Source organism: Dactylosporangium sp. CA-139114, from assembly GCF_050955725.1.
Classification (GTDB): Bacteria; Actinomycetota; Actinomycetes; order Mycobacteriales; family Micromonosporaceae; genus Dactylosporangium.
This window is the reverse complement of the sequence record NZ_CP192080.1, coordinates 3,939,338-3,962,008: the sequence shown is the minus strand read 5'-3', so window position 1 is coordinate 3,962,008 and position 22,671 is coordinate 3,939,338. Positions and strand designations below refer to the sequence as shown.

Genomic DNA, 22,671 nt, shown 5'->3' with positions numbered 1-22,671 from the left:
GTGTTCGACCTGGTGAGACCCTCCGTAGCGTATCTTTTCCGCGCAATTCCGGGAACGCTGGAAGCGCCCGCGAATCAGCGGGAAAGAATACGTTTCGGAGGACTCCCGCCATGGACAGAGCAAGGACCGGGGGCGCGATCGCACTGGCCGGCGCGGCCGCGATCGCCGTCGTCGTGGGCCTCGCGAGCAGTGCCCAGGCCGCCACCACCCTGGGCGCCTCGGCCGCGGACAAGGGGCGGTACTTCGGTACCGCCGTCGCCGCGTACAAGCTCAGCGACGCCACCTACAGCGGCATTCTCGACCGCGAGTTCAACATGATCACGCCCGAGAACGAGATGAAGTGGGACGCGACCGAGCCCACCCAGGGGCAGTTCAGCTACGGCAGCGCCGACCAGATCGTGGCGCACGCGAACGCGCACGGGCAGCGGATGCGCGGGCACGCGCTGGCCTGGTACTCGCAGCAGCCCGGCTGGGCGCAGAACATGTCCGGCACGGCGCTGCGCAACGCGATGGTCAACCACATCACCAACGTCGCCGGGCACTACAAGGGCAAGATCTACGCCTGGGACGTGGTGAACGAGGCCTTCGCCGACGGCGGGGGCGGCGGGCGGCGCGACTCGAACCTGCAGCGCACCGGCAACGACTGGATCGAGGTCGCCTTCCGCACCGCCCGGGCCGCGGACCCGGGCGCGAAGCTGTGCTACAACGACTACAACACCGACGGGATCAACGCCAAGAGCACCGCCGTCTACACCATGGTGCAGGACTTCAAGGCCCGCGGCGTGCCGATCGACTGCGTCGGGTTCCAGTCGCACATCAACTCCGGCTCCCCGCTGACCTCGGACTACCAGGCCAACCTGCAGCGCTTCGCCGACCTCGGCGTGGACGTGCAGATCACCGAGTTGGACATCGCCTACTCTGGCACCCAGCAGGCCAACGCCTACGCCAGCGTCACGAAGGCCTGCCTGGCCGTGGCGCGCTGCACCGGCATCACGGTCTGGGGCATCCGGGACAGCGACTCCTGGCGCTCCAGCGACAACCCGCTGCTGTTCGACAACAACGGCAACAAGAAGGCGGCGTACACGTCCACATTGGACGCCCTGAACGCGGGCGGCACCACCTCTCCCCCGCCGGTCTCCACCTCGCCGTCGCGCTCCGCGTCGCCGTCCCCGTCGACCTCGCCCTCCGGCCCGGGCGGCGGCCAGGGCTGCACGGCGACCACCTCGGTCAACCAGTGGCAGGGCGGGTTCGTCGTCACCGTCCGCGTCACCGCCGGCTCCGCCGCCATCAACGCCTGGACCGTCGGGCTCACCCTGCCCACCGGCGCCACCGTCACCGGCACCTGGAACGTCACCCGCTCCGGCAACAGCTGGAGCAACGTCTCCTACAACGGGCACGTGAACGCGGGCCAGTACACCGAGTTCGGCATCCAGGGCACCGGCACCGCCGGCACCCTCTCGCCCACCTGCGCGGGGAGCTGACATGCGCCGTCTGCTCGCCGTCGCCGCCGGCATCGCCCTGGCCCTCGCCGGCGTCTTCGTGCTCGCCCAGCCCGCGCAGGCCGCGACGCTGACCGAGGTGACGAACTTCGGCACCAACCCCAGCGGGCTGCGGATGCACATCTTCGTGCCCGACAACGTGCAGGCGAAGCCGCCGATCCTGGTGGCCGTGCACTACTGCACCGGCTCGGGCCCGGCGTTCTACTCCGGCACCGAGTTCGCGTCGCTGGCCGCGCAGTACGGCTTCATCGTCGTCTACCCGTCGGCCACCCGCAGCGGCAACTGCTTCGACGTCTCCTCGCCGCAGGCGCTCACCCGGGGCGGCGGGAGCGACCCGGTCGGCATCATGTCGATGGTCACCTACACCGAGCAGCACTACAACGGCGACCCGAACCGGGTCTACGTCACCGGCGCCTCCTCCGGCGCGATGATGACCAACGTCCTGCTCGGCGACTACCCGGACGTGTTCAAGGCCGGCGCCGCGTTCATGGGCGTGCCGTTCGGCTGCTTCGCCACCACCGACGGCTCGTCGTGGAACAGCCAGTGCTCCTCCGGCCAGCGCATCTACACGCCGCAGCAGTGGGGCGACATGGTCCGGGCCGCCTACCCGGGCTACTCCGGCCCGCGCCCGCGGATGCAGGTGTGGCACGGCACGACCGACACCACCCTCGCCTACCCGAACTTCGGCGAGGAGATCAAGCAGTGGACGAACGTGCTCGGCGTCAGCCAGACGCCGGCGCTGACGGACACACCGCGCTCGGGCTGGACCCGCACCCGCTACGGCAGCGCGAGCGTCGCGCCGCCGGTCGAGGGCATCAGCGTCAGCGGCGTCGGGCACTCCCTGCCGCTGGCCGGGCAGGCCGCGATGGCGATCGAGTTCATGGGGCTCAACACCCCGGGCCCCACGCCCCGGCCCTCGTCCTCGTCGGCGTCGCCGCGGCCGTCCAGCTCCTCGGCCTCGCCGTCCGTGTCGCCCTCCAGCCCGGGTGGCGGCACCGGCGGCTGCACGGCGACCACGTCGGTCAACCAGTGGCAGGGCGGGTTCGTCGTCACCGTCCGCGTCACCGCAGGCGCGTCCGCGATCAACAGCTGGGCCGTCGGGCTCACGCTGCCGAGCGGCGCCACCGTCACCGGTTCGTGGAACGTCACCCGCTCCGGCAACACCTGGAGCAACGTCTCCTACAACGGGCACGTGAACGCGGGTCAGTACACCGAGTTCGGCATCCAGGGCACCGGCACCGCCGGCACCCTGACGCCCACCTGCTCGGCCTCCTGATCCACCGCACCGCCGCCGCGATCGCCCGGTGCCGATATAGGCTGCGGGCATGGCTGACGACGCCGACGCGATCGCGGCGGTCGTGCGGAAGATCCTGACTGCCGTACCGGCCGGCTGCACCTGGCTGCGCCCGGTCCACGACGCCGCGGGCGAGGTGTCGGACTTCCTCGTCGCGGCCACCAGCGGCACGGGCGCCGACCTCTACGGCCTCGGAGCCGCGCGCGTCGGGCGGTCGATCACGCAGCTGTACCCGACGGTCGAGGGCGGCCCGCTGTGGGCGCTCTACCTGCGGGTGCTGCGCACGGGCGCCCCGGCCACGCTGGACGACTTCCGCTTCGCGCAGCACTCCGCGGGCGTGGCCGCCGACTCGAGCTTCGTGATCAGCGTGCACCCGATGCTCGGCGGGCTGCTCGTGTGGTGGGAGCGCGTCGACGAGGCGCGGCGCCGCCTCGACCGGACCGAGTCGCTGGGCAGTCTCGGGTGGTCGGAGTACAACCTCGTCACCGGGCAGATGGAGTGGTCGCCGGGGCTGTACCGCATCTTCGAGCGCGACCCGGCCCTGGGCCCGATGCCGCTCGCCGAGCAGTCCGCGGCCGTGGTGCCCGAGGACCGTCCGGTCGCCCAGCTGTCGTGGCAGACCCTCGACAGCGCCTCCCCCACGCGCCCGGGCGACGGCGCGACGTCCGACGTCACCGTGCGCTTCCAGGTCGGCGACGCGGTCAAGCACCTGCGCATCCTGTCCGACCTGGCCCGCGACGCCGGCGGCGCGCCGCTGAAGATCTACGCCGTCGTGCAGGACGTGTCCGCGCGCGAGCGGTCCCGCGGCGCCATCGAGCGGCTCAGCGACCAGCTGCGCACGCGCGAGATGACGGCCCTGGCCGAGCACCGCCTCGCGGGGCAGCTGCAGCAGCTCATCCAGCCGGTGCCGCGCGAGCCGTTCCCGCTCAACGGGCTGCGGGCCACGGTCGGCTACCTGCCCGCCGAGAGCGCGCTGCGGGTGGGCGGGGACTGGTACCACGCGCAGAGCCTCGCCGACGGCTCGGTCGTGCTCGCCGTCGGCGACGTCTCCGGGCACGGCCTCGAGGCCGCCAACGGCATGGCGCACCTGCGCTTCGCCCTCGTCGCGTGGCTGTCCATCGGCATCCACGAGCCGGGGACGCTGCTGGGCCACATGAACCGGCTCTGCATCCAGCTCGGCATCACCGGCACGGCGCTCGTCGGGGTCTACGACGCCGACGAGCGCCGGCTCACCTGGGCCCGGGCCGGGCACCGGCCGCCGCTGCTGGCGCGGGGCGGGACGGCCGCCGAGCTGTCGCTGCCGCCGGGGCTGCTGCTCGGGGCGGCGTCGGACGCCGGCTACCCCGCGGTGCAGACCGCGCTGGAGCCGGGCGACGTGGTGCTGCTCTACACCGACGGGCTGGTCGAGCGGCGCACGATGGAGGTGGGCACGCACCTGGACTGGGTGAAGGCGGCGCTGGCGGCGGCGACCGAGCCGGGCGTCACCGATCCGCTGGCGGGCCTGCGCAAGCTGCTGCACCGCCCGAACCCGGACGACGACACGTGCACCCTGGCCGTGCGGGTGCTGGGCGATCCCTAGCCGATCGTCCGGCCCGGTCGTCGCGGCCGGATCGCTAGCCGATCCCCAGCCGGAGCCGGACGACCGAGCCCCGGGCGCCCGCGAAGCCGGCCACGTGGTCGCACACCATCGCCACGATGGCCAGGCCGCGCCCGCGCACCGCGTCGGCCGCGGGCATCGCCGCGCCGAAGTGCAGCACCGGCCCCTGGTCGAGCACGTCGCAGAAGAGCTGGCCGGACTCGGACCACAGCTGGACCTCGCCGCCTTCCTCGGTGTACTGCAGCGTGTTCGTCGCCAGCTCGTTGACGGCCAGCGTCAGCAGGTCGGCCCGGTCGCGGGAGAGCCCGAGCGCGAGCGCGCGGGCGGTCACGAACTCGCGGACGGCGGCCAGGTCGGACACCAGCTGGTAGGCGATCGACTCGCCGGGGAGGGCCGGATGCTCAACCATTGCGGGCACCGTCCGCGTCGGCGTCGCCCCGCGGGCTCAGCAGCCCGCCGACGCCGGTGATCTCCAGCACGTGCGCGACCATCCCGGCCGCGCCGACCACGCTGAGCCGCCGGCCGCGGTCCTGAGCCGCCCGGAAGGCGGTCACCAGCGCGTGCACGCCGCTGGAGTCCAGGAACGTCAGCCCGCCCAGATCCACCACGACCTGCGGCGACGTCTCCACCGCGGCCAGGAGGGCCGCCGTGCACTCCTCGCGGGCCGACAGGTCACACTCCCCGGAGAGCGCAACCGCCGCCCGGTGCCCCTCGACCGATGTCACCGCCTCGAACCGCGCCATCCGACCGCGGCCCCTTCCTCGGATGTCCGGACCTTCGCGACACATCATGGCATCCGCGGCCGTCGGCGTCCGCCGCGGATGCCACCGGTGTGCCCGGACGCGTCCGACGGCCGGGATCAGACCCGTCGCCGCGCGGCCCGAACCAGCACCCAGCCGGCGCACACCAGGGCCAGCCCGGTCCAGCCGACGCCGGCGACGTCGATGCCGGTCACGGCCAGCACCGGGCGCCGGTAGAGCCCCGCGTCGAGCACGGCGGACCCGCCGCCGGCGATCGTGATCACGTCGGAGACCCCGAAGACGGCCGGCCCGCCCGCGTCCGCGAACGGCACGAAGTCGCAGTCACGGCCGCGGTCGCTCCCGGCCCCGGCGCGCGTGAACACCCACTCGACCGCCGGGATGTTCCCGTTGCCGTCGACGGGCCCGGCCCCCATGAGCACGACGACGGTCCCCGCCGGCAGGCCGCTCACGGTGTACGTCCCGTCGCGCCCCGTCACCGTCTGCCGCACGTCGCCGCCGCTGGTGTCGCGCGCCCGCATCCGTGCGACCAGCTGCTTGATGACGTCCTGCTTGGCCGCCCCGGCGAGCTCCCCGACGGCGAAGACGGCCACAGGCAGCCCGGCGATGCCCGGCTCGCCGCCCTGCCGGATGCCGTCGCGGTTGCGGTCGTTCCAGGCCCGCCCGCGCACCGACACGACCGCCGCGGCCGCCGACGCCCGGCCGGCCGCGGAGGCCGACGGCACCGCCATCGCGCGCGGCCGCCCGGCCGAACCGGACACCGAGGCCGACGGCACGGCGGCCGGCAGCACAGAACCGGACGGCGCGGTGGACGCGCTGGACGCGCTGGACGCGCGGGGCGCCGCGGTCTCCCCGTGGGCCGCGGACGCCGGCCCGGCCAGACCGATCACGACCACCGCCACCGCCACCGGCACTCGCCGCACCCAAGCCACGTCCCGCTCGCCCATCGCACGTCCACATCGTCCGAACGGGCCGCCCGGCGCGACCCGATGAGACGATATGCACAAAATGCCCGATTCGTCGGCAGCACCGGCCGCCGTGCCGCGGCGAAGTCCCCGAACGGGTGACCGCGGCGGCTCAGCGGCGGGCGGCGGGTCAGCGGCGGGCGGCGCCGTCGCGGGCGGCGGCGAGGTGGACGCGAGCCAGGGTCAGGGCCTCGTCGTCGCGCGGCTCGGCGCGGGACAGCGCGGCGACCAGGCGCTCGTGCCAGGTGACCGCGAAGGCCGGGGCGCCCGCGTCGTCGAAGGCCTCCGCCACCTCGGCCAGGTAGAGCACGGTCGGCGGCGCGTCCGGGCCGTCGCGCTCGGCGAGGAGGGCGAACAGCCGCTCGTACACCTCCTGGGCCGCCGCCTCGTCGCCCGCCGCCAGGTGCGCCTCGGCGAGGTCGTCCAGCGCCTCGTCGGGCTCGCCCTCGGCCGGGTCGTGGTGGACGGGCTCGTAGAGGGGCACGGCGCGCTCGGGGTGGCGGCCGCGCAGGTACACCCGGGCGAGCGTGTCGCGGGCCGCCCGGGTCTCGGGCGCGTCCGGGCCGTGGCGCAGCTCGTGCCACTGCAGCGAGGCCTCGTACTGGGCGGTCGCCGCGCCCAGGGTGCCCGTCCGCTCGTAGAGGTCCGCGAGGCGCTCGAGGCTCGCGAGCACGATCGGGGCGCCCGGGCCGTGGACGCGCTCGAGGCTCTCGATCGTGCGGTGGTACTGCCGCTGCGCCCCCAGCAGGCTCCGGTACGCCCGCAGCGCGCCGCGGTGCAGGCTCGCGTAGCGGATGGTGTCCCGCTCGTAGACCGCCGCGAGCGCCAGCCGCAGCCCGACGGTGCGCCGGTGGTCGGGGCCGAGGCCGCGCACGGCGTCGGCGATCGCGCGCCGCAGCAGGTGCCGGGCCGCCGCGGTGTCCCCGGCCCGCTCGTGGGCCTGGGCCAGCCGCAGCCGCACGTGCGCCGTGACGGCGTGCCGGGGGCCGGCCGACCGCAGGGCATCGGCCAGCACCGCCGCGAGCACCGCGGCGTCGCCGCCGCCGGCGTGGGCGAGGGCGGCCCGGGTCTCGAGCACCTCCGGGTCGTCGCTCGCCCGGGTGCGCAGCTGCTCGTCGAGGATCGCGGTGAGGTGCGCGGTGGCGACGGCGCGGCGCTCGTCGAGCTCGGCCAGCCGCTCGGCGAGGGCCAGCCGGCCGGTGAGGTCGGGACCGGCGGTGGTGAGGGCGGCCTCGAGCGCCGGACCGAGGCGCTCGCGCTCCGCACCGGTGCCGGCCTCCCAGGCCGCGATGAGGTCCACGATCGGAGGCTACTCCGGCCACACCCGGTGGGGGTGATCTTCAGGTGGGGTGGGAGGGTGTGGGCCATGGTGCTGTTCACCGTCGCGCAGGCGCGGGCGGAGCTGGCTCGCATTCGGCCCTCGCTCGATCAGCTGGTCGCGGTTCGCGCCGACGCGGCCGAGCTGGCGGCGGCCCTGGCGCCGGGCGGGCCGCCCACCGCGCTCGGGGGCATGGCGGAGCTCAAGGCGGCCGAGGCGCTGCTCGACGAGCTGATCACGGCGGTGCGGGCGACGGGGGCGCACCTCAAGGGGCTGGCGCCGCTGCTGGTGGACTTCCCGGCCGAGCTCGACGGGGCCGACGTGCTGCTGTGCTGGCTCGAGGGGGACGCGGAGCTCAGCTGGTACCACCGGGTCGACCTCGGCTTCGCGGGCCGGCGGCCGCTGACGCAGTAGGCGCGAGCACCCCGGCGGCGCATGTACACGGGGGTCGCGACGCGCCAGGCTGGACGCATGACACAACCCCCGGCGGCACCGCTCGACCCGGCCGGGATCGAGCCGGCGCTGCGCCCGTTCGGGTCGAGCCGGACCCTTCCGGCCGCCGCGTACACCGATCCCGCCGTGCTCGCGTGGGAGCGCCGGCACCTGTTCGCGGGCGCCTGGACCACCCTGGGCCGCCTCGACGAGCTGTCCGAGGGCGGCAACCAGCGCGCCGTGACGGTGGGTGACGTGGGGGTACTGCTCACCTTCGGCGACCGCCCGCGAGCGTTCGCGAACCTGTGCCGGCACCGGGCCCACGAGCTGCTGGCCGACGGCGAGACCGCGGACCGGGCCTCGGCCGTGTGCCCCTACCACGGCTGGGCCTACCGCCTCGACGGCGCGCTGGCGACCGCCCCGCACATGGCCGGCGTCGCGAACTTCGACGGCGACGAGCTGGGCCTGGTCGAGCTGCCCGCCGCCGTCTGGCACGGCTGGCTGCTGGTGAACGCGGGCACCCCGGCGCCGCCCGTGGCCGAGTACACCGGCGCGCTGGACGGGCTGCTCCGGCCGTACACCCCGGAAAGCCTGCGGCTGGGCGCCCGCCACGCATATGCGGTCGAGGCGAACTGGAAGGCGATCGTCGAGAACTACCAGGAGTGCTACCACTGCCCGCTCATCCACCCGGAGCTGTGCAAGGTGTCGCCGCCGACGTCCGGCGACAACTGGGCGCTGCCGGGCGCCTGGGTCGGCGGCACCATGGACCTGCGCGAGCACGCCGAGACCATGTCCTTCGACGGCCGCGGCGCCGGGGTGTTCATCGAGGGCGCCCCAAGGCGGACCGTCCTCTACGTCACGCTCCTGCCCAACCTGCTGATCTCCGCGCACCCCGACTACGTCATGACGCACCGGCTCACGCCGCTCGCGCCGGGGCGCACGGAGGTCGAGTGCAGCTGGTACTTCCCCGAGGGCATCGACGACCCGTCGTACGCCGCCGACTTCTGGGACCTCACCAACCGGCAGGACTGGGCCGCGACCGAGTCGGTGCAGCGCGGGCTGAGCTCCCCGCACTACGTGCCCGGGCCGCTGGCGGACAACGAGGACGCCGTGTACCAGTGGATCGCCCTCGTCGCCGCCGCCTACCTCGACCCGGCCGGCGCGATCGCCGCCGCGTGCTCGTGGAACACGCAGCCGGTCAGCGACCCGCTCGCCACCACCGCCCCCGCGTCCGAGCCCGGCACCGCCCGCACGTAGGTGCCCGCGTACCCGCGGCCGGTCAGGAACGCGCCCCACACGGCGACCCACGGCCGCAGCGTGCCGTCCGGCTCCGGGATCAGCTCCGGCTCGGGCATGACCCGGCGCTGCAGCACGAACGGGCCGCCCTCGGCCCGGCGCAGCTCCCGGTCCCACTCGTCCGGGCCGGTGCGCCAGCCGGCCACGAAGCCGGTGCCGCCGTGCAGCATGGTCGCCTTGAGCACCAGCCGCTCCCGGTCCCGCCGCGCGTAGGCGAGCAGCTCCTCCCGCTCGCCGTCGACGGTGACCGGGCCCGGCCGCAGCATCCGGGTCCACGGCAGGACCCGGTCGGCGACGTCGAGCTCGGCCGCGTCGAACCGGTCGCGGTGCCGCTCGTCGGACAGCAGCGCCAGCGCCGCCTTGCTGCCGTAGAGCTCCGAGGCGATCGGGGTGAACATCGCCACCTCGCCCCGGGCCGCCGCGGCCAGCAGCGGGTCGAGCAGCGCCGGGCCCTCGGGGCGCAGCAGGTCCTCCATGAGGAACAGGCGGTACACCACCTCCACCCGCCGCCCGCCGAGGAACACCCCGCCGTCGCGGCACTCGACCTGCCCCGCGTGCCCGACCAGCGCGTCGATGCCGAAGCCGGCCAGCCGGGCCGCGGTCTTGCGCAGCATCGGCTCCAGCTCCGGGTAGCTGTCCGGCCAGTCGACGATCGCGACCACGGGGCTGCCGCCGGCCGCGCCGGTCTCGTCGCGCAGGGTCTCGCACAGCGCGGCCATCGTGTCGGCGTAGCCCAGGCCGTGCTGCGCGGCGAACTCGGCGAAGTGCGGGCTGTCCAGGTACGCCGCGTTGAGGATCGAGTTCTCCAGGCCCCCGACCGCGCCGCTCACGTTGAGCTCGAGCAGCTTGAAGCCCTCGGCATCCGAGTACAGGTCGGCCCGCGACAGCCGGGTCACCTGCCCGCCGGCCGCCCGGGCCGCGTCCACCTGCGGTCCCTGCGCCCCGACGGCGGCCGCGAACGCGCCCGCGTCGCCGCCGAAGAGCCGTTCCGGCAGGCCGGTCAGCAGCCCGTGCAGGGTGCGCAGGTCGGCGTCGAGGCGCTCGCGCTCGGCCCGGGCCAGGAACAGCGGCCGGGCCAGGTGGCCGTTGCGGTAGATGGCGTCGTTGAGCCCGGTGGCGCGGACCGCCTTGGCCAGCTCCTCGGCCGGCATCCGGCCCGCGGCCACCGCCGCCAGGTAGGCCTCGGTGACGGCGTTCACGCGTCCACCCGCTCGATCTCGATGCGGCTCTCGATGGCCTTGATGCGCTGGTAGTCGGCCTCGATGGCGTCCGGGTCCGGCCCGGCCAGGATGACCCAGGCCAGGTAGGTGACCAGGTCGTCGGTGGCCGGCACCAGGTCGCCGGTGCCGAGCGGGAAGTGCTTGTCCACGAACGTGGGCAGCGCGTCGACGCCGTCGAAGATGTCGCCGTTGCGCCAGATGCCGGCGGCCGGCGAGGAGATGAAGACCGCCGAGAGGTGCCGGCGCAGCTCGTAGCCCGGCTTGAACTCCCCGCGCAGCCGGTGCGCGACCGTCCGGGCGATCTGGCTGTCGCCGGTGGACATCCGCGTGATCATCTGGTGGCCGCCGCCGGCCGGGCGGGCCGCGGTCTCCATGAGCCGCGGGCCGTGCTTGGTGAGCATGACCTCGCTGTGCCCCGGGCCGTTGCGCACGCCCAGCGCGTCGAGCACGTCGAACACGTACGGCGCCACCTCGGCCACGTCCGGGTCGTCGGGGGCGAGGAACTGGACCCGCTCGTAGATGCCGATCCGGTCGTCGCGGCGGTGCTTGGCGTAGCGGCACACGTCCACGAGCCCGTGCCGGCCGTCGACCGAGTAGGTGTCGACGAGGTACTCGGTGCCCTCGCCGAACTCCTGCACCAGCACGGCGTCGTTGCGCACGCCGGTATGGTTGATCTTGCCGATGATGCGGTCGAAGACCGGGTGCCAGTCCTCGCCGGGCAGGATGAGGTGCACGTCGTCGGTGGCCCCGGACTTCGGCGGCTTGACCACGAACCGCTCCCCCGCGAGGCCCTGCTCGGTGATCCAGCGCTCGATCTCGTCCCGGTCGGCCGAGCAGAACTGGCGCAGGTGCGGCAGGCCGGCCCGGGCGAGGGCCTGGGCCATGTGCCACTTGTCCCGCCGCCCCAGGGTGGACGCCGGGTCGTTGCCCGTGCCGGGGCACAGGATCGCGGCGAGCGCGTCGCACAGCTCCACGCCCATCTCGCTGCCGGCGACCAGCCACTGTGGACGGTACTGCCGCAGCTCCCCCGCCATCTGCTCGGGCGTGCGGTCGCCGAGCACGTGCACGGCGACGAAGTTCTCCGGGTGCCAGGTGTCGTGTACGGCCTCGACGGCGTGCTCGGCCATCATCACCGCGACCGGCTCGAGCCCCTCGGCCCGGAAGGCGTCGGCGTACTCGTGCCCGGTCGACACCGGCTCCACGATGACCGCGTACCGCTGCTCCTGCATGGTCACTCCCTCCTCAGGACTCGTGGGCGGCGCCGGCGCGGCGCATCCCGAACCAGGCCGCGGCCAGCCCGGCCAGGCTGGTCAGGCCGAAGACCCACCACACCGGCGGGCCGAGCGCGAGCCACAGCGCGACGCCGCAGACCGGCCCGAGGACCGTGCCGAGGCCGTACATCGCCTGGGCCGCGCCCTGGTACCGGCTCAGCAGCTCCTCGGGCGCGGCCAGGGCCGGGTAGGCGAACATCGTCGGCCCGCCGATCAGCTCGGCCAGCGACCACACGACGGTGCCCGCCACGAACGCGGCGACGCCCCACGGCACGCCGTACAGCGAGTGCCCGAGCGCCAGCAGCGCGAACCCGGCCGCGGCCACGTAGCGGGGCGGGCGGCGCTGGGTCACCTTGGTCATGAGCAGCTCGAACGCCACCACCATGCACCCGTTGAGCGACAGCATCGCCGCGTACCAGCCGGTCGTCAGGCCGGCCGAGCGCATCGCCAGGGGCAGCACGGCGACGTACTGCACGTAGACGAAGACGTTGAGGAACATGGCGAGCAGGAACAGCGTGTAGCGCCGGTCCCGCAGCACCGGCAGGTAGCCGCCCCGGTCCCCGCTGCCCGGCGCGTGCTCGCCGCGGCCGCGCGGGAACAGGAACACGGCCAGGACCGCGAACGCCGCCGTGGAGGCCGCCTCGACCCAGTACAGCAGGTCGTAGGAGACGGCCACGAGCAGCGCGCCGAGCAGCGGAGCGGTGGTGGCGCCGATGTTCTGCACCAGCCGGTACACCGCGAAGATCATCACGCGGCGCTGCTTGGCGGTGTGCGTGGCCAGCATCGCCGAGGCGGCCGGGCGGAACAGCTGCGTGGTCGCCCCGACCAGCGCGACGACGACGAGCACGGCCGCGTACCGGTGCAGGTACAGCACGGCCGGCAGCAGCACCGCGGAGCCGGCCATGCTCAGCAGCGTCGTCGGGCGCGGCCCCAGCCGGTCGCCGAGCGCGCCGCCGGCCAGCAGCCCGGTGACCAGGCCGGCGCCGTAGACGCCGAGGGCCCAGCCGGCCTGGGCCGAGGAGAAGCCGCGGGCGGTGAGGAACAGCACGAGGTACGCCTGGAAGAACGTCCCGAGCTGGTTGACGAGCACGCCGGCGAGCAGGGCCCGCACCGGCGCCGGGGTGGCCCGCAGCGTGGCGAGCACCCCGGCGTCGGCCGGCTCCGCGCGCGGCTCGGCCTCGACGCCGGCGACCCCGGTCACGACGTCACCCGCAGGTCGGCCGCGGCGGCGGCGAGCGCGGCCGCGACCTCGCCGGCCGTGGGCGCCACGGCGGTGACGAACCCGAGCCGGCCCATGGTGGTGCCCTTCGGCGGCGGCGAGGCCACGGTGCCCGGCCCCGCCACGAGCACCATGCGGTCCACCGCCGCCGGCAGCGGCTCGCCGGCGAAGCCGATGGTCGCGATGCGGGTGTCCTCGCGCTCGGCGTAGAGGAACCGCACCCCGGCGCTCAGCGCCCGGCCCGGGCGCACCTGCGGCTCGATGCCGCAGCAGGCCGCCGCGGCGGCGAGCCCGGGGGTGACGCCGGTGGCCCGGGAGCCGAGGTAGGGGATCAGGTCGCCGCCGAGGCGCGCGTTGACCTCGATGACGACCGGGCCGGCGGGGGTGAGCCGCAGCTCGGTGTGGGTCACGCCGTCGGCGAAGCCCAGGGCGTCATGGGTGGCCTGCAGGAGCGCCGCGATCGCCTCGTCGCGCAGCAGCGGGTCGGCCGCGTCCACGAGGTGCCCGAGCTCCTCAAAGTACGGCGGGTAGCCGAGCTCCTTGCGGGCCAGCACCATCGGCGTCACGCGCCCCCGGTGCACGACCGCGTCGACGGAGATCTCGGGGCCGTCGGCGAAGCGCTCGACGAGCACCGAGACCTCGTAGGCGGGCGCCCCGGGCACCGTGGTGTCCCGCGCGAACGCGAAGTTCGCCTCGAGCTGCGCGGGCGTGTCGACGCGCACGACGCCGAGGCTGGCCGCCAGTGCCCGGGGCTTGAGCACGACCGGGTAGCCGATCCGCCCGGCCGCGGCCAGGGCCTCCCCGGCGGAGGCGACGAGCACCGACTCCGGCTGCGCGACCCCGGCCGCGGCGAGCGCGGTGCGGGTCAGGTGCTTGTCGCGGCAGGCGGCGACGGCGGCCGAGCCCGGGCCGGGCAGGCCGAGGGCCTCGGCGACGCGGGCCACCGGCAGCACGAACGCCTCGTCCCAGCACAGCACCCCGGACACGTCGCCGGCGTCCTTGGCCGCGATCGTCAGCGCGTCGGCGTCGCCCAGGTCGGCCACCTGGGTCGAGCCGGCGAGGTACGGCTCCTCCCAGGTGGGCGCGGCGGGGCTGACGAGGTGCAGGCGGTAGTGCGGCGCGATCTCCTCCAGCAGGTACCGCCGGTAGTCCTTGTGCCCGGTGCCGACCAGCAGCACGAGCGGCCTGTCCGCCGCGGTCATGCCCGCACCTCCTCGATGCGCGACACCCCGGCCGAGCCGTCGGCGCGCCGCCACCGCTCGGTCAGCCGCAGCCGGCCGTCGGCGAGGCGGTCCGGGGTGCTCACGCAGGTGCCGGCGACGACCGCACCGTCGGCCATGACCTGGCAGTAGGCCGCGCTGATGACCCCGTCGTCGCCGCACGTGCCGACGAGCCGGCCGCTGCGCACGGGGCCGCCCTCGAACTCGGCCCACACCAGCGAGCCGTCCTGGTGGTAGCGGCCCAGCGCGCCGTTGGGCTCCTCCGGCTGCACGAGCAGGCCCTCGTAGCGGTTCATGCGATCCACCGGACCGGGCACAGCTCGTCGATGACGTTGAACACGGCCCGGCCGGCCATCGCGTTGATGACGGTCGCGGCCCGCACCGGCAGCAGGGTGAGGTTCGCGTCCGGGACGCCGTGGCTGTACCGCGCCCGGTTGAGCACGAAGATGCGGTGCCCGTTCATGCCCTTCCAGCGCAGCGAGTAGTCGGGCTCGATGAGCATGTCGCCGTCGTCGTCGTACTCGACGCGCTCGGCCAGGTCGTCGTCGAACGGCACCGGGCTCGCCTCGCGGCCCACGGCCACGACGATGTGCCGCGCGCGGTGCTCCTCGCGGCCGCCGGGGGTGTCGCAGCGCATGACGAGCTCGTCGCCGCCGGCCCCGGCCTCGACGCCGACGGACACGACGTCGCGGCCCGGGTACAGCACCGCCGGGAACCGGTCGAGGTCCAGCATGCGGTCGTAGTTGGCCTGGTACAGCACCCGCAGCGCCCCGGGCGTGAGCGCGTCGCCGGTCGGGCCCTGCTCGACCACGAGCCGGCGCCGGGTGCCCCGGGACAGCTGCTGCAGGAACTGCTGGTGGGCCGGGCGGTAGAACTCGTTGGCGACCGGGGAGTCGTCGATGGTCTGGAACCACTGCCGCCGGCCGAGCCAGCGCACGTCGGTGAAGCCGGCGCCGATGAGCTTGAGCACGCACTCGAGGCCGGTCTGCCCGCCGCCGACGACGGCGATCGGGGCGGCGAGATCGCCGCGGAGGGCGTCGAGCCGGCCGGTGAGCTCGTCGGCGATGAACACGGCGTGCTCCGGCAGCCCGCGCATCCACTCCGGGCGGCTGGCCCGGGTGCCGACGCCGATCGACAGGTGGTGGGCGCGGGCGACCGGGCGGCCGCCGGCGAAGAGCTCGAACCCGTCGCCCGTCCAGGTGACCCGCTCGATGGCGGTGTCGTAGTGGATGCCCTCGATGCGGCGGGCGGCCCAGGTGAGGTAGCGCACGTACTCCAGCCGCGGGATCGTGTCGAACTGGGCGTTGAGCAGGGCGAAGAGCCGGCCCGAGGTGACCAGGTAGTTCATGAACGTGAGCCGGTGCCGCGGGTCGACGAGCGAGACGAGGTCCTTCATCCACGACGTCTGCATCCGCACGCCCGGGCTCAGCAGCGCCGGGTGCCAGGCCGGGCCGGGCTGGTTGTCGAAGAGCGCGATGCGGCCGAGGCTCGCGGCGGGGAACAGGGCGGCGAGGCTCAGGTTGGCCGGACCGGCCCCGATCCCGGCCACGTGGTACTCGGGCACGTCATTGCTGGACACGCGATTCCTCCTGGGGGTGTCGAGGGAGGGCCGGGGCGCGGTCGTGCCGCGCGCCGGCCAGGATCTGCTCGGCGGCGCGGGCGCTGGCCGCGAGCGCGGTCTTGGCCGCGCCGCCGGAGCCGCCGGTGAACGCCCGCACCCTGCCGCCGGTGCCGGGCACCTCCCGCAGGCGCAGCACGGGCGGGTCGGCGTAGCAGTCGGTGGCGTCGGCCCGGCGCACGGGCGGGCCGAGGCGCAGGCCGGGCAGCCGGCGCCGCAGCAGCCGGGCGACGTCGGCGGGCGGGCGGGGCGGCGGGTCGCCGGGCGCGACGCCCCACTCCTCGCCGGCCACGCCCGCGAGCAGCAGGTCGTCGCCGAGCGGGATGCCGTAGAGCGGGCCGTCGGCGAAGATCGGCGGGAGGGGGCCGCGGCAGCGGTGCACGGTGTACCGGATCGCCTTGACCCGCAGCCCGAGCGCGTCGAGCCCGGCCCGGCCCAGCAGCCCGGGCGTCCACGCGCCGGCGGCGTAGACGAGCACGTCGGGCTCGCGGGCCAGCCGCGCGCCGATGCGCACCGCCGCCCGCCCGGCCAGGTCCGCGAGCACCGCGGCGCGCAGGGCGGCCGGGTCGATGCGCCCGCCCGTGTCGTCGCGCACCGCGGTCGTGCCGGGCGCGAGGGACGCCCAGCCGAGCTCGGTCAGCTCCCGCTCGCCGACGATCCGGGCGTCGAGGCCGGCCAGGGCGCGCTCGTCCGCGGGCCCGACGATGACCGACGGCCACGGCCGGAAGTCCGCCCAGCGCCGCAGGTCCGCGTCCGCGCGCAGCTCCGTGAGGCTCGCCACGGCCAGCTCGCGCTGCTCGGGGTGCGGCTCGTAGCCGCGCACCGCCCCGCCGGAGACGCTCGTCGCGTCGCGCAGGCCGGGCGGGCCGGTGGCGAGCTCCACGTCGATCCCGCTCCGCGCGAGCCGCCACGCGAGCAGGGAGCCGGCGATGCCGGCGCCGACGATGCCGACCCGCATCAGCGCCGGCCGGTGAGCACGGCTCGCAGCGTGGCGGCGTCGTCGCTGCCCGCGGCGAGGAGGGCCAGCAGGGCGCGGGCGGCGAGCGGGGCGTCGAAGCCGGTGTAGCGCAGCGCCAGCTCGCCCCGCTGCCGCTCGGCCGCGAGCAGCGCCGGGGGCAGGGCGCCCTCGGTGCGCACGCCGTCGAGCAGCGGCCGGACGTGGGCGGCGAACGCCTCGAACGTCTCGCGGGTGAAGTCGCTGCCGACCCGGTCGGGCCGGTTGAAGGCCAGGAACAGCCGCACGATCCCCGGGTCGGCGTCGGCGAGCAGGTCGTTGGCCCACACCGCGTGGTTGCGGCTGGTGGAGAACTTGAACCCGTCGAGCGTGAAGAACCGGTTCACCACGCTCATCCCGGCGAGGCGGCCGAGGTCCACGCCCGCGGTCGCGAGCAGGGCCGGCCACATGATGCCGTAGAAGTAGGCGTTGTCGATGCCGTAGAAGTTCCACATGCCGCGCACCCGGCGGTTCCACACCTCGGCGAAGGCCGCGGGGTCCTCGGCCACGCCCGGCCGCAGGGCCTGGGCCACGCCGCGCACGAAGTTCAGGCAGACCTCGACGTACACGTCGAGGCGCATGCCGTCGATCGGGCCGGTGCCGGCGACGCCCCAGTCGGTCGGGTAGGCGGCCGGGACGGCCGGCAGGGGCCGGGCGAGGGCGGTGTCGATGAGCGCGCGCACGTCGACGGGCAGCTCGGCGCGCAGCCACAGCGACTGCAGCGCGGGGCGGTGGGCCTCGAGGTCGAGCACCGGCACGGCGGCCGTGAACGGCACCGGGGCGCCGCCGCAGCGGGCGCAGCGCACCTCGACCATCGTCTGGGCCGAGGTGAAGCCGCCGCAGCCCTCGCAGCCGCCGCCGCAGGCCTCGTGGCCGCAGGCGCCGCACAGGCCCTCGACGTAGGAGTGGTGCAGGGTCCGGGCGCAGCCGGCGCAGCGGTGCAGCTCCAGCTCCCGCATGGGCAGGGCGCCGCGCTCGACGAGGCGGGCGACCATCGTGGCCATCGCCGGGGCGTAGCCGGGGGCGCGGGGGTCGACGAAGGCGTCGTACTCGATCCGGGCCCGCCGGAACGCCTCCACGATCTCGTCGCGGTAGCCGTCGACCATCTTGTCCACGTCGACGCCGTCGAGCTCGGCCCGGGTCAGCACGTAGTTCTGGTGCACGTCGACGCCGGCCATGGCCAGGACGTGCTCGCCGCGGGCGCGGGCGGCCCGGGCGGCGAAGTCGGCGGCGAGGTAGGGGCCGGACAGGTGCCCGACGTGCAGCGGACCGTTGGCGGTCGGCGGCGGGATGGACACGACGTCCACCAGCGGCTCGGGCTCAGCCATTGCCGGCCTGCGCGTACCAGTAGGCGCTGAACACGACCAGGGGCTCGTCGGGGCGGCGGTTGTGCACCACGTGCCGTTCGCCGGATTCGAGCAGGAATGCGTCGCCGGTGCGCACATCGACCGGTTCGTTGCCGTCCACCTCGACGGCGGCGTCGCCCCGCACGACGATCGACAGCTCCAGCTCCGGGTGCTGGTCCTGCGGGCTCACCCCGCCCGCCGGCACCTGGTACCACATCGCGCGGAACGGCAGCGCGCCCACGCCGTCGTAGCCGTCCCACCGGAACACGTCCACGCCGCCGACGGGCCGGTTCGGCCCGCGGCCCAATTGATAGGTCCGCATGGCGGATGACTATCGACGCCCGCCCCTGCGCCGCGGTTGCGGTCGCCTGCGGTGCCCGCTTGCGGTTCGCCTGCGGTGCCTGCACGCACGGGGGTTTCCGTATCTCGTATCCGACGGACCCGAACGAGTGGCCGATCAGGCGATAGTGTTCGATCGTGCAGTTTCGATTACTCGGCGCGGTCGAGGCGGACATCGCCGGCCGCCCGGTCAAGCTCGGCTGGCGCCAGGAACGCTGCCTGCTGGCGTTGCTGCTGCTGGACAACGGCCGCCCCATCCACAACGAGCGGCTGGCCGAGCTGATCTGGGAGGGCGAGCCGCCGCCCGACCCGCGCGCCGCGCTGCAGGTGGTGGTCGCCCGCCTGCGGGGCCACCTCAACGCCGCCGACGCCGCCGCGCACGGCGTGCGCCTGGTGACCAAGGGCGACAGCTACGCCCTCGAGGTCGCCGCCGAGCAGGTCGACGTGGCCCGGTTCAAGATGCTGGTGGCCCGGGCCCGCACCGCGGATCACCCGGACCGGGCGGCCGCGTTCCTGCGCACCGCCCTGCGGCTGTGGCGCGGCCCGGCGCTGGCCGACGTGGCCGGGCCCTGGCTGCGGCGGCGGGTCACCGACCCGCTCGACGAGCTGCGGCTGGCCGCGACCGAGGAGCTCATGGACGTGGAGCTGGCCGCGGGCCGCCACCACGAGCGCATCGCCGAGCTGACCCAGCTCGTCGCCGAGCACCCGCTGCGCGAGCGGCTGCGGGGTCAGCTCATGGTCGCCCTGCACCGGGAGGGCCGCCGGGTCGCCGCGCTCGACTCCTACGAGCAGCTGCGGCGCACCCTGCGCGACTCCTTCGGCCTGGAGCCCGGCGCCCAGCTGCGCGAGCTGCACGGCCGCATCCTGCGCGCCGACCTGCAACCGGAGCCGTCGGCGCCCGAGCCGCCCCCGGCCCCGCCCGCGGCCGTGGCCGCGGTCAGGGCCGGGCAGCCGCCGCGGCCGGTCGCGCCGCGGCCGCCCACACCGGCCGAGCTGCCCGCGGACGTGGCCGGGTTCGTGGGGCGGACCGAGGAGCTCGCCCGGCTCGACGCGATGCTGCCCGAGGCGGCCGGTGGCGGAGGACCGGTCGTGGTGACGGCGATCGCGGGCACGGCCGGGGTCGGCAAGACGGCCCTCGCCGTGCACTGGGCGCACCGGGTGGCGAGCCGCTTCCCCGACGGGCAGCTCTACGTGAACCTGCACGGCTACGCCTCCCGCGACCGGCCGGTGCCGCCGATCGAGGCCCTCGGCGCGCTGCTGCGCTCGCTGGGGGTGCGGGAGGACCGGGTGCCCGACGACGTGGGGGCGGCCTCCGCGCTGTACCGATCCATGCTGGCCAGCCGCCGCGTGCTGCTGTTCCTCGACAACGCCCGCTCGGTCGAGCAGGTGCGCCCGCTGCTGCCCGGCGGCCAGGGCTGCCTGGTGGTGGTGACGACCCGGGACCGGCTCACCGGACTCGTCGCGCACGACGGGGCCCGCCGGATCACGCTGGACATCCTGCCGCCGGAGCAGGCGCGGGCGCTGCTGAGCGACATGCTCGGCGCGGACCGGGTCGCCGCCGAGGCGGAGGCGGCCGCCGAGCTCGCCGCGGCCTGCGCCTACCTGCCGCTCGCGCTGCGCATCAGCGCCGCCGACCTCATCAACCACCCGCACCGCGGGATCGCCGCGCACGTGGCCCAGCTGCGCGCCGCCGACCCGCTCACGGCCCTGGCCGTCGACGGGGAGCGGGCCGTGCACAGCGCCCTGGAGGTGTCGTACCGCTCCGTCCCGCCCGACGCCCAGCGGCTGTTCCGCCTGCTGGGCCTGGTGCCGGGCAACGACTTCACGGCCGCCGCGGCCGGGGCCCTGGCCGGGCTCGGCGGTGCCGAGGCGGCGGCGCTGCTCGACCGGCTCGCCGCCGCGCACCTGGTCGTCGAGCCGGCGCCGGACCGGTTCACGTTCCACGACCTGCTGCGCTCCTACGCGCGGGCCCGCGCGACGGCCGACGACTCCGCCGAGGAGCGCACGGCGGCGCTGCGGCGCGTCTACGACTGGTACCTGGGCACCCTCGACGCCGCCGCCCGGCAGCTCTATCCGCAGCTCGTACGGCTGCCCTACGCCGGGTCCGCGCCGGTGGCCACGTTCTGCGGCACGGCCCAGGCCCGGGCCTGGCTGGAGGCCGAGCGGCAGAACCTCGTGTCGATGGTCCGCCACGCGGTCGCCGACGCCTACCCGGAGATGGCGTGGCGGCTCACCGACGCGATGCGCGGCTTCCTGGCCCAGGGCGGCCACCTGTTCGCGTGGCTCGTGGTCAGCCGGGCCGGGCTCGCCGCCGCGGAGATCTACGCCGACGTCAACGGGCAGGCCGCGATGCTCATCGGCCTCGCGCACGCCAACCAGTGGCTGTGCCGGCACGACGAGGCGGTCGAGTCGCTGCGCTGCGCGATCCGCCTGGCCGAGACCGGCGGCTGGGTCGAGGGCCTGGCGTGCGCGCGCAACAACCTCGGCATCTTCTACGACGAGCTCGGCCGGCCCGACGAGGCCCTGGAGCAGCACACCGGCGCGATCCGGCTGGCCCGCGAGCACGGCTCGACCTCGCTGCTGGTCGCGTTCCTGGACTCCCTCGGCCACCACCATCACGTGACCGGCCGGCTCGCCGACGCCACGGAGTGCCTCGACGAGGGGCTGCGCATGGCCGAGACCCTCGGGGAGGCGTCTCGGACCACGGCGTACCTGCTGGAGTCCCTGGCCGCGACCTACCAGGCGCTGGGCCGCCTCACCGACGCCCTCGAGCTCGCCCAGCGGGCCCTGACGCTGTGCCGCGAGGTGGGCAACCGGCTGCACGAGACGACGATCCTGTCGCTGCTGGCCGCCGTGCACGCCGACCTGGGCCGGCCGGAGCAGGCGCTGGAGCTGGCCACCGCGGCCGTCGACACCGCCCGGGACCTGGAGGGCAGCTACGGCACCGCGCAGGCGCTCATCGCCCTGGCGCTGGCCAGCCGCGGGGTGGGGCGGCCGGAGCGGGCCGCCGAGCTCTACAGGGAGGCGGTCACGCTGCTGGACGGCGTCGGCGCGGCGTACCACCGGGCGGCCGCGGCCGTCGGGCTCGCCGGGGCGCTGCACGACCTCGACCGGCTCGACGCGGCGCTCGACCACGCCCGCAGCGGGCTGCGGCTCACCGAGCGGGGCGGGTTCCGGATGCTGCGCGCGCACGCGCTCGTCACGATCGCCGAGATCCAGCTCAGCCGGGGCGACCGGGTGCGGGCGCTGCTGGCCGCGCGGCGGGCCGCGGACGCGCACCGCACGAGCGGCAGCGTGGCCGCGCAGGCGCGCATCCGGGGGATCCTGGCGCGCGCTAGCGCCGGTTCCCCGCTTTCTGAGCTAGCACCATGAGCCCCGCCCCGGCGAGGGCGCAGATGGCGCCCAGCACGGCGTAGACGCTCACCCGGGCCCAGCTCGTCGGCTCGTGGCCGATCTCCACCCGCACGCCGATGCCGAAGAGCACCGCGACGACGAGCAACCCGATTCCGGTCGGCCGTGGCCATGTCATGGCGCCCAGTACAGCACATTCGTCCAAGGGCGCGGCCGCGGCGCGAACCGGCGCCCGCGGTGTGACCCCGGCGGCCGGTAGGGTCGGGGCGTGCACTACTGCCAGCGGTGCGACGACCCGATCGCCATGGCGCCCGACGGGGAGCTCGCGGTCTGCCCCGACTGCGGCCACACCGAGCCCGCCCGCCGGCTCCCGCTCTTTGTCGTCACCGGCGCGTCCGGGTCCGGCAAGACGGCCGTGCTGCCCCATCTCGTGCGCGGGCTGCCCGAGTGCCTCGTGTTCGACGGGGACTGGCTCATCGGGCCGTTCGAGCGCGCCTGCGAGTTCGGCGAGGTCGACTGGCCCGCGCTGCGCGACGCGTGGCTCAGCGTCGCGCACGGGGCGGCGCAGAGCGGGCGGCACACGGTGCTGCTCGCGCCGTTCACCCGCGAGCAGCTCGACGGGCTCGCGGGCCGGCGATGGGTCACGGACGTGCACGTCGCGGTGCTCGACTGCGCCGACGACGTGCGCGCCGCGCGGCTCGAGGCGCGGCCGCGGTGGCGCGAGCGGGCGATCGAGCGGCACCTCGCGTTCGCCGCCCACCTGCGCGCCACCGCCGGCACCGTCGTGCGCACCGACGACGGGCCGCCCGAGGAGTCGGCGCGCCGGGTCGCCGAGTGGGTGCGCGCCCACATCGGCTGAGCGGTTTCCGGTTACGCGGTTTCCGGTTGCGCGGTTTCCGGTTGCGCGGTTTCCGGTTGCGCGGTTTCCGGCTGA

21 protein-coding genes are annotated in these 22,671 nt (G+C 75.4%); 7 read left to right on the top strand and 14 right to left on the bottom strand.

What is annotated here, in order from left to right; translation table 11 throughout:
- The first annotated feature begins 110 nt into the window (after positions 1-110).
- Genes ACQP2P_RS18030 through ACQP2P_RS18020 form a run of 3 tightly spaced genes read left to right on the top strand, consistent with a single transcriptional unit; the run spans position 111 to position 4,372 of the window.
- Positions 111-1,481, top strand: coding sequence for an endo-1,4-beta-xylanase (locus tag ACQP2P_RS18030; RefSeq protein WP_433617467.1), 1,371 nt, complete (start codon positions 111-113; stop codon positions 1,479-1,481).
- Position 1,482: 1 nt separating this feature from the next.
- The gene (locus ACQP2P_RS18025) at positions 1,483-2,775 is read left to right on the top strand and encodes an extracellular catalytic domain type 1 short-chain-length polyhydroxyalkanoate depolymerase (protein ID WP_433617465.1); all 1,293 of its coding nucleotides are present in this window, start codon (positions 1,483-1,485) and stop codon (positions 2,773-2,775) included.
- Between the two features lie 49 nt (positions 2,776-2,824).
- Complete coding sequence (locus ACQP2P_RS18020) at positions 2,825-4,372, top strand: PP2C family protein-serine/threonine phosphatase (RefSeq protein ID WP_433617464.1); 1,548 nt, start codon at positions 2,825-2,827, stop codon at positions 4,370-4,372.
- 34 nt (positions 4,373-4,406) lie between these two features.
- Here ACQP2P_RS18020 and ACQP2P_RS18015 read toward each other — a convergent pair whose 3' ends face one another.
- The 4 genes from ACQP2P_RS18015 to ACQP2P_RS18000 all read right to left on the bottom strand — a co-directional run bounded on the left by ACQP2P_RS18015 (position 4,407) and on the right by ACQP2P_RS18000 (position 7,413).
- Complete coding sequence (locus tag ACQP2P_RS18015) at positions 4,407-4,799, bottom strand: ATP-binding protein (protein ID WP_433617462.1); 393 nt, start codon at positions 4,797-4,799, stop codon at positions 4,407-4,409.
- Positions 4,792-5,133 (bottom strand): STAS domain-containing protein, encoded by a 342-nt coding sequence (locus ACQP2P_RS18010; protein WP_433617461.1) that lies wholly within the window; start codon positions 5,131-5,133, stop codon positions 4,792-4,794. The genes ACQP2P_RS18015 and ACQP2P_RS18010 overlap by 8 nt, the downstream gene beginning before the upstream one ends.
- Before the next feature lie 116 nt (positions 5,134-5,249).
- On the bottom strand, positions 5,250-6,095 hold the full coding sequence (locus ACQP2P_RS18005) for a hypothetical protein (protein WP_433617459.1): 846 nt from the start codon (positions 6,093-6,095) through the stop codon (positions 5,250-5,252).
- A gap of 148 nt (positions 6,096-6,243) precedes the next feature.
- Positions 6,244-7,413, bottom strand: coding sequence for a tetratricopeptide repeat protein (locus ACQP2P_RS18000; RefSeq protein WP_433617458.1), 1,170 nt, complete (start codon positions 7,411-7,413; stop codon positions 6,244-6,246).
- A 66-nt stretch (positions 7,414-7,479) separates the two neighbouring features.
- Between ACQP2P_RS18000 and ACQP2P_RS17995 the strand changes: the two genes are divergently transcribed.
- Positions 7,480-7,845, top strand: coding sequence for a DUF2203 domain-containing protein (locus ACQP2P_RS17995; protein WP_433617457.1), 366 nt, complete (start codon positions 7,480-7,482; stop codon positions 7,843-7,845).
- A 57-nt stretch (positions 7,846-7,902) separates the two neighbouring features.
- Entirely contained in the window at positions 7,903-9,120 is a 1,218-nt protein-coding gene (locus tag ACQP2P_RS17990) for an aromatic ring-hydroxylating oxygenase subunit alpha (protein ID WP_433617456.1), read from the top strand.
- Here the strand turns inward: ACQP2P_RS17990 and ACQP2P_RS17985 are convergent.
- Genes ACQP2P_RS17985 through ACQP2P_RS17945 form a run of 9 tightly spaced genes read right to left on the bottom strand, consistent with a single transcriptional unit; the run spans position 9,006 to position 18,369 of the window.
- On the bottom strand, positions 9,006-10,358 hold the full coding sequence (locus ACQP2P_RS17985) for a hypothetical protein (RefSeq protein ID WP_433617454.1): 1,353 nt from the start codon (positions 10,356-10,358) through the stop codon (positions 9,006-9,008). The two genes, ACQP2P_RS17990 and ACQP2P_RS17985, sit on opposite strands and share 115 nt — an antisense overlap.
- Positions 10,355-11,608 carry an ATP-grasp domain-containing protein gene (locus ACQP2P_RS17980; RefSeq protein WP_433617452.1) on the bottom strand — a complete coding sequence of 418 codons (1,254 nt, stop codon included), beginning with the start codon at positions 11,606-11,608 and terminating at the stop codon, positions 10,355-10,357. The genes ACQP2P_RS17985 and ACQP2P_RS17980 overlap by 4 nt, the downstream gene beginning before the upstream one ends.
- 13 nt (positions 11,609-11,621) lie before the next feature.
- Positions 11,622-12,851 (bottom strand): MFS transporter, encoded by a 1,230-nt coding sequence (locus tag ACQP2P_RS17975; RefSeq protein ID WP_433617451.1) that lies wholly within the window; start codon positions 12,849-12,851, stop codon positions 11,622-11,624.
- Positions 12,848-14,071, bottom strand: coding sequence for an ATP-grasp domain-containing protein (locus tag ACQP2P_RS17970; RefSeq protein ID WP_433617450.1), 1,224 nt, complete (start codon positions 14,069-14,071; stop codon positions 12,848-12,850). Before ACQP2P_RS17970 ends, ACQP2P_RS17975 begins: the two co-directional genes overlap by 4 nt.
- Positions 14,068-14,385, bottom strand: coding sequence for a hypothetical protein (locus ACQP2P_RS17965; RefSeq protein WP_433076103.1), 318 nt, complete (start codon positions 14,383-14,385; stop codon positions 14,068-14,070). Before ACQP2P_RS17965 ends, ACQP2P_RS17970 begins: the two co-directional genes overlap by 4 nt.
- Positions 14,382-15,668, bottom strand: coding sequence for a SidA/IucD/PvdA family monooxygenase (locus ACQP2P_RS17960; RefSeq protein WP_433617448.1), 1,287 nt, complete (start codon positions 15,666-15,668; stop codon positions 14,382-14,384). Before ACQP2P_RS17960 ends, ACQP2P_RS17965 begins: the two co-directional genes overlap by 4 nt.
- Positions 15,655-16,665 carry an FAD-dependent oxidoreductase gene (locus tag ACQP2P_RS17955; protein ID WP_433617446.1) on the bottom strand — a complete coding sequence of 337 codons (1,011 nt, stop codon included), beginning with the start codon at positions 16,663-16,665 and terminating at the stop codon, positions 15,655-15,657. The genes ACQP2P_RS17960 and ACQP2P_RS17955 overlap by 14 nt, the downstream gene beginning before the upstream one ends.
- Positions 16,665-18,029 carry a class I tRNA ligase family protein gene (locus ACQP2P_RS17950; RefSeq protein WP_433617444.1) on the bottom strand — a complete coding sequence of 455 codons (1,365 nt, stop codon included), beginning with the start codon at positions 18,027-18,029 and terminating at the stop codon, positions 16,665-16,667. Before ACQP2P_RS17950 ends, ACQP2P_RS17955 begins: the two co-directional genes overlap by 1 nt.
- A complete protein-coding gene (locus ACQP2P_RS17945; RefSeq protein ID WP_433617443.1) occupies positions 18,022-18,369 on the bottom strand; it encodes a cupin domain-containing protein in 348 nt (115 codons plus the stop codon). Before ACQP2P_RS17945 ends, ACQP2P_RS17950 begins: the two co-directional genes overlap by 8 nt.
- A 155-nt stretch (positions 18,370-18,524) precedes the next feature.
- Here ACQP2P_RS17945 and ACQP2P_RS17940 point away from each other — a divergent pair, with 155 nt between their 5' ends.
- Positions 18,525-21,758 carry an AfsR/SARP family transcriptional regulator gene (locus ACQP2P_RS17940; protein WP_433617441.1) on the top strand — a complete coding sequence of 1,078 codons (3,234 nt, stop codon included), beginning with the start codon at positions 18,525-18,527 and terminating at the stop codon, positions 21,756-21,758.
- Here ACQP2P_RS17940 and ACQP2P_RS17935 read toward each other — a convergent pair.
- Positions 21,721-21,915, bottom strand: coding sequence for a hypothetical protein (locus ACQP2P_RS17935; protein WP_433617440.1), 195 nt, complete (start codon positions 21,913-21,915; stop codon positions 21,721-21,723). The two genes, ACQP2P_RS17940 and ACQP2P_RS17935, sit on opposite strands and share 38 nt — an antisense overlap.
- Positions 21,916-22,005: 90 nt before the next feature.
- Between ACQP2P_RS17935 and ACQP2P_RS17930 the strand changes: the two genes are divergently transcribed.
- Positions 22,006-22,596 (top strand): hypothetical protein, encoded by a 591-nt coding sequence (locus ACQP2P_RS17930; protein WP_433617439.1) that lies wholly within the window; start codon positions 22,006-22,008, stop codon positions 22,594-22,596.
- Positions 22,597-22,671 lie beyond the last annotated feature (75 nt).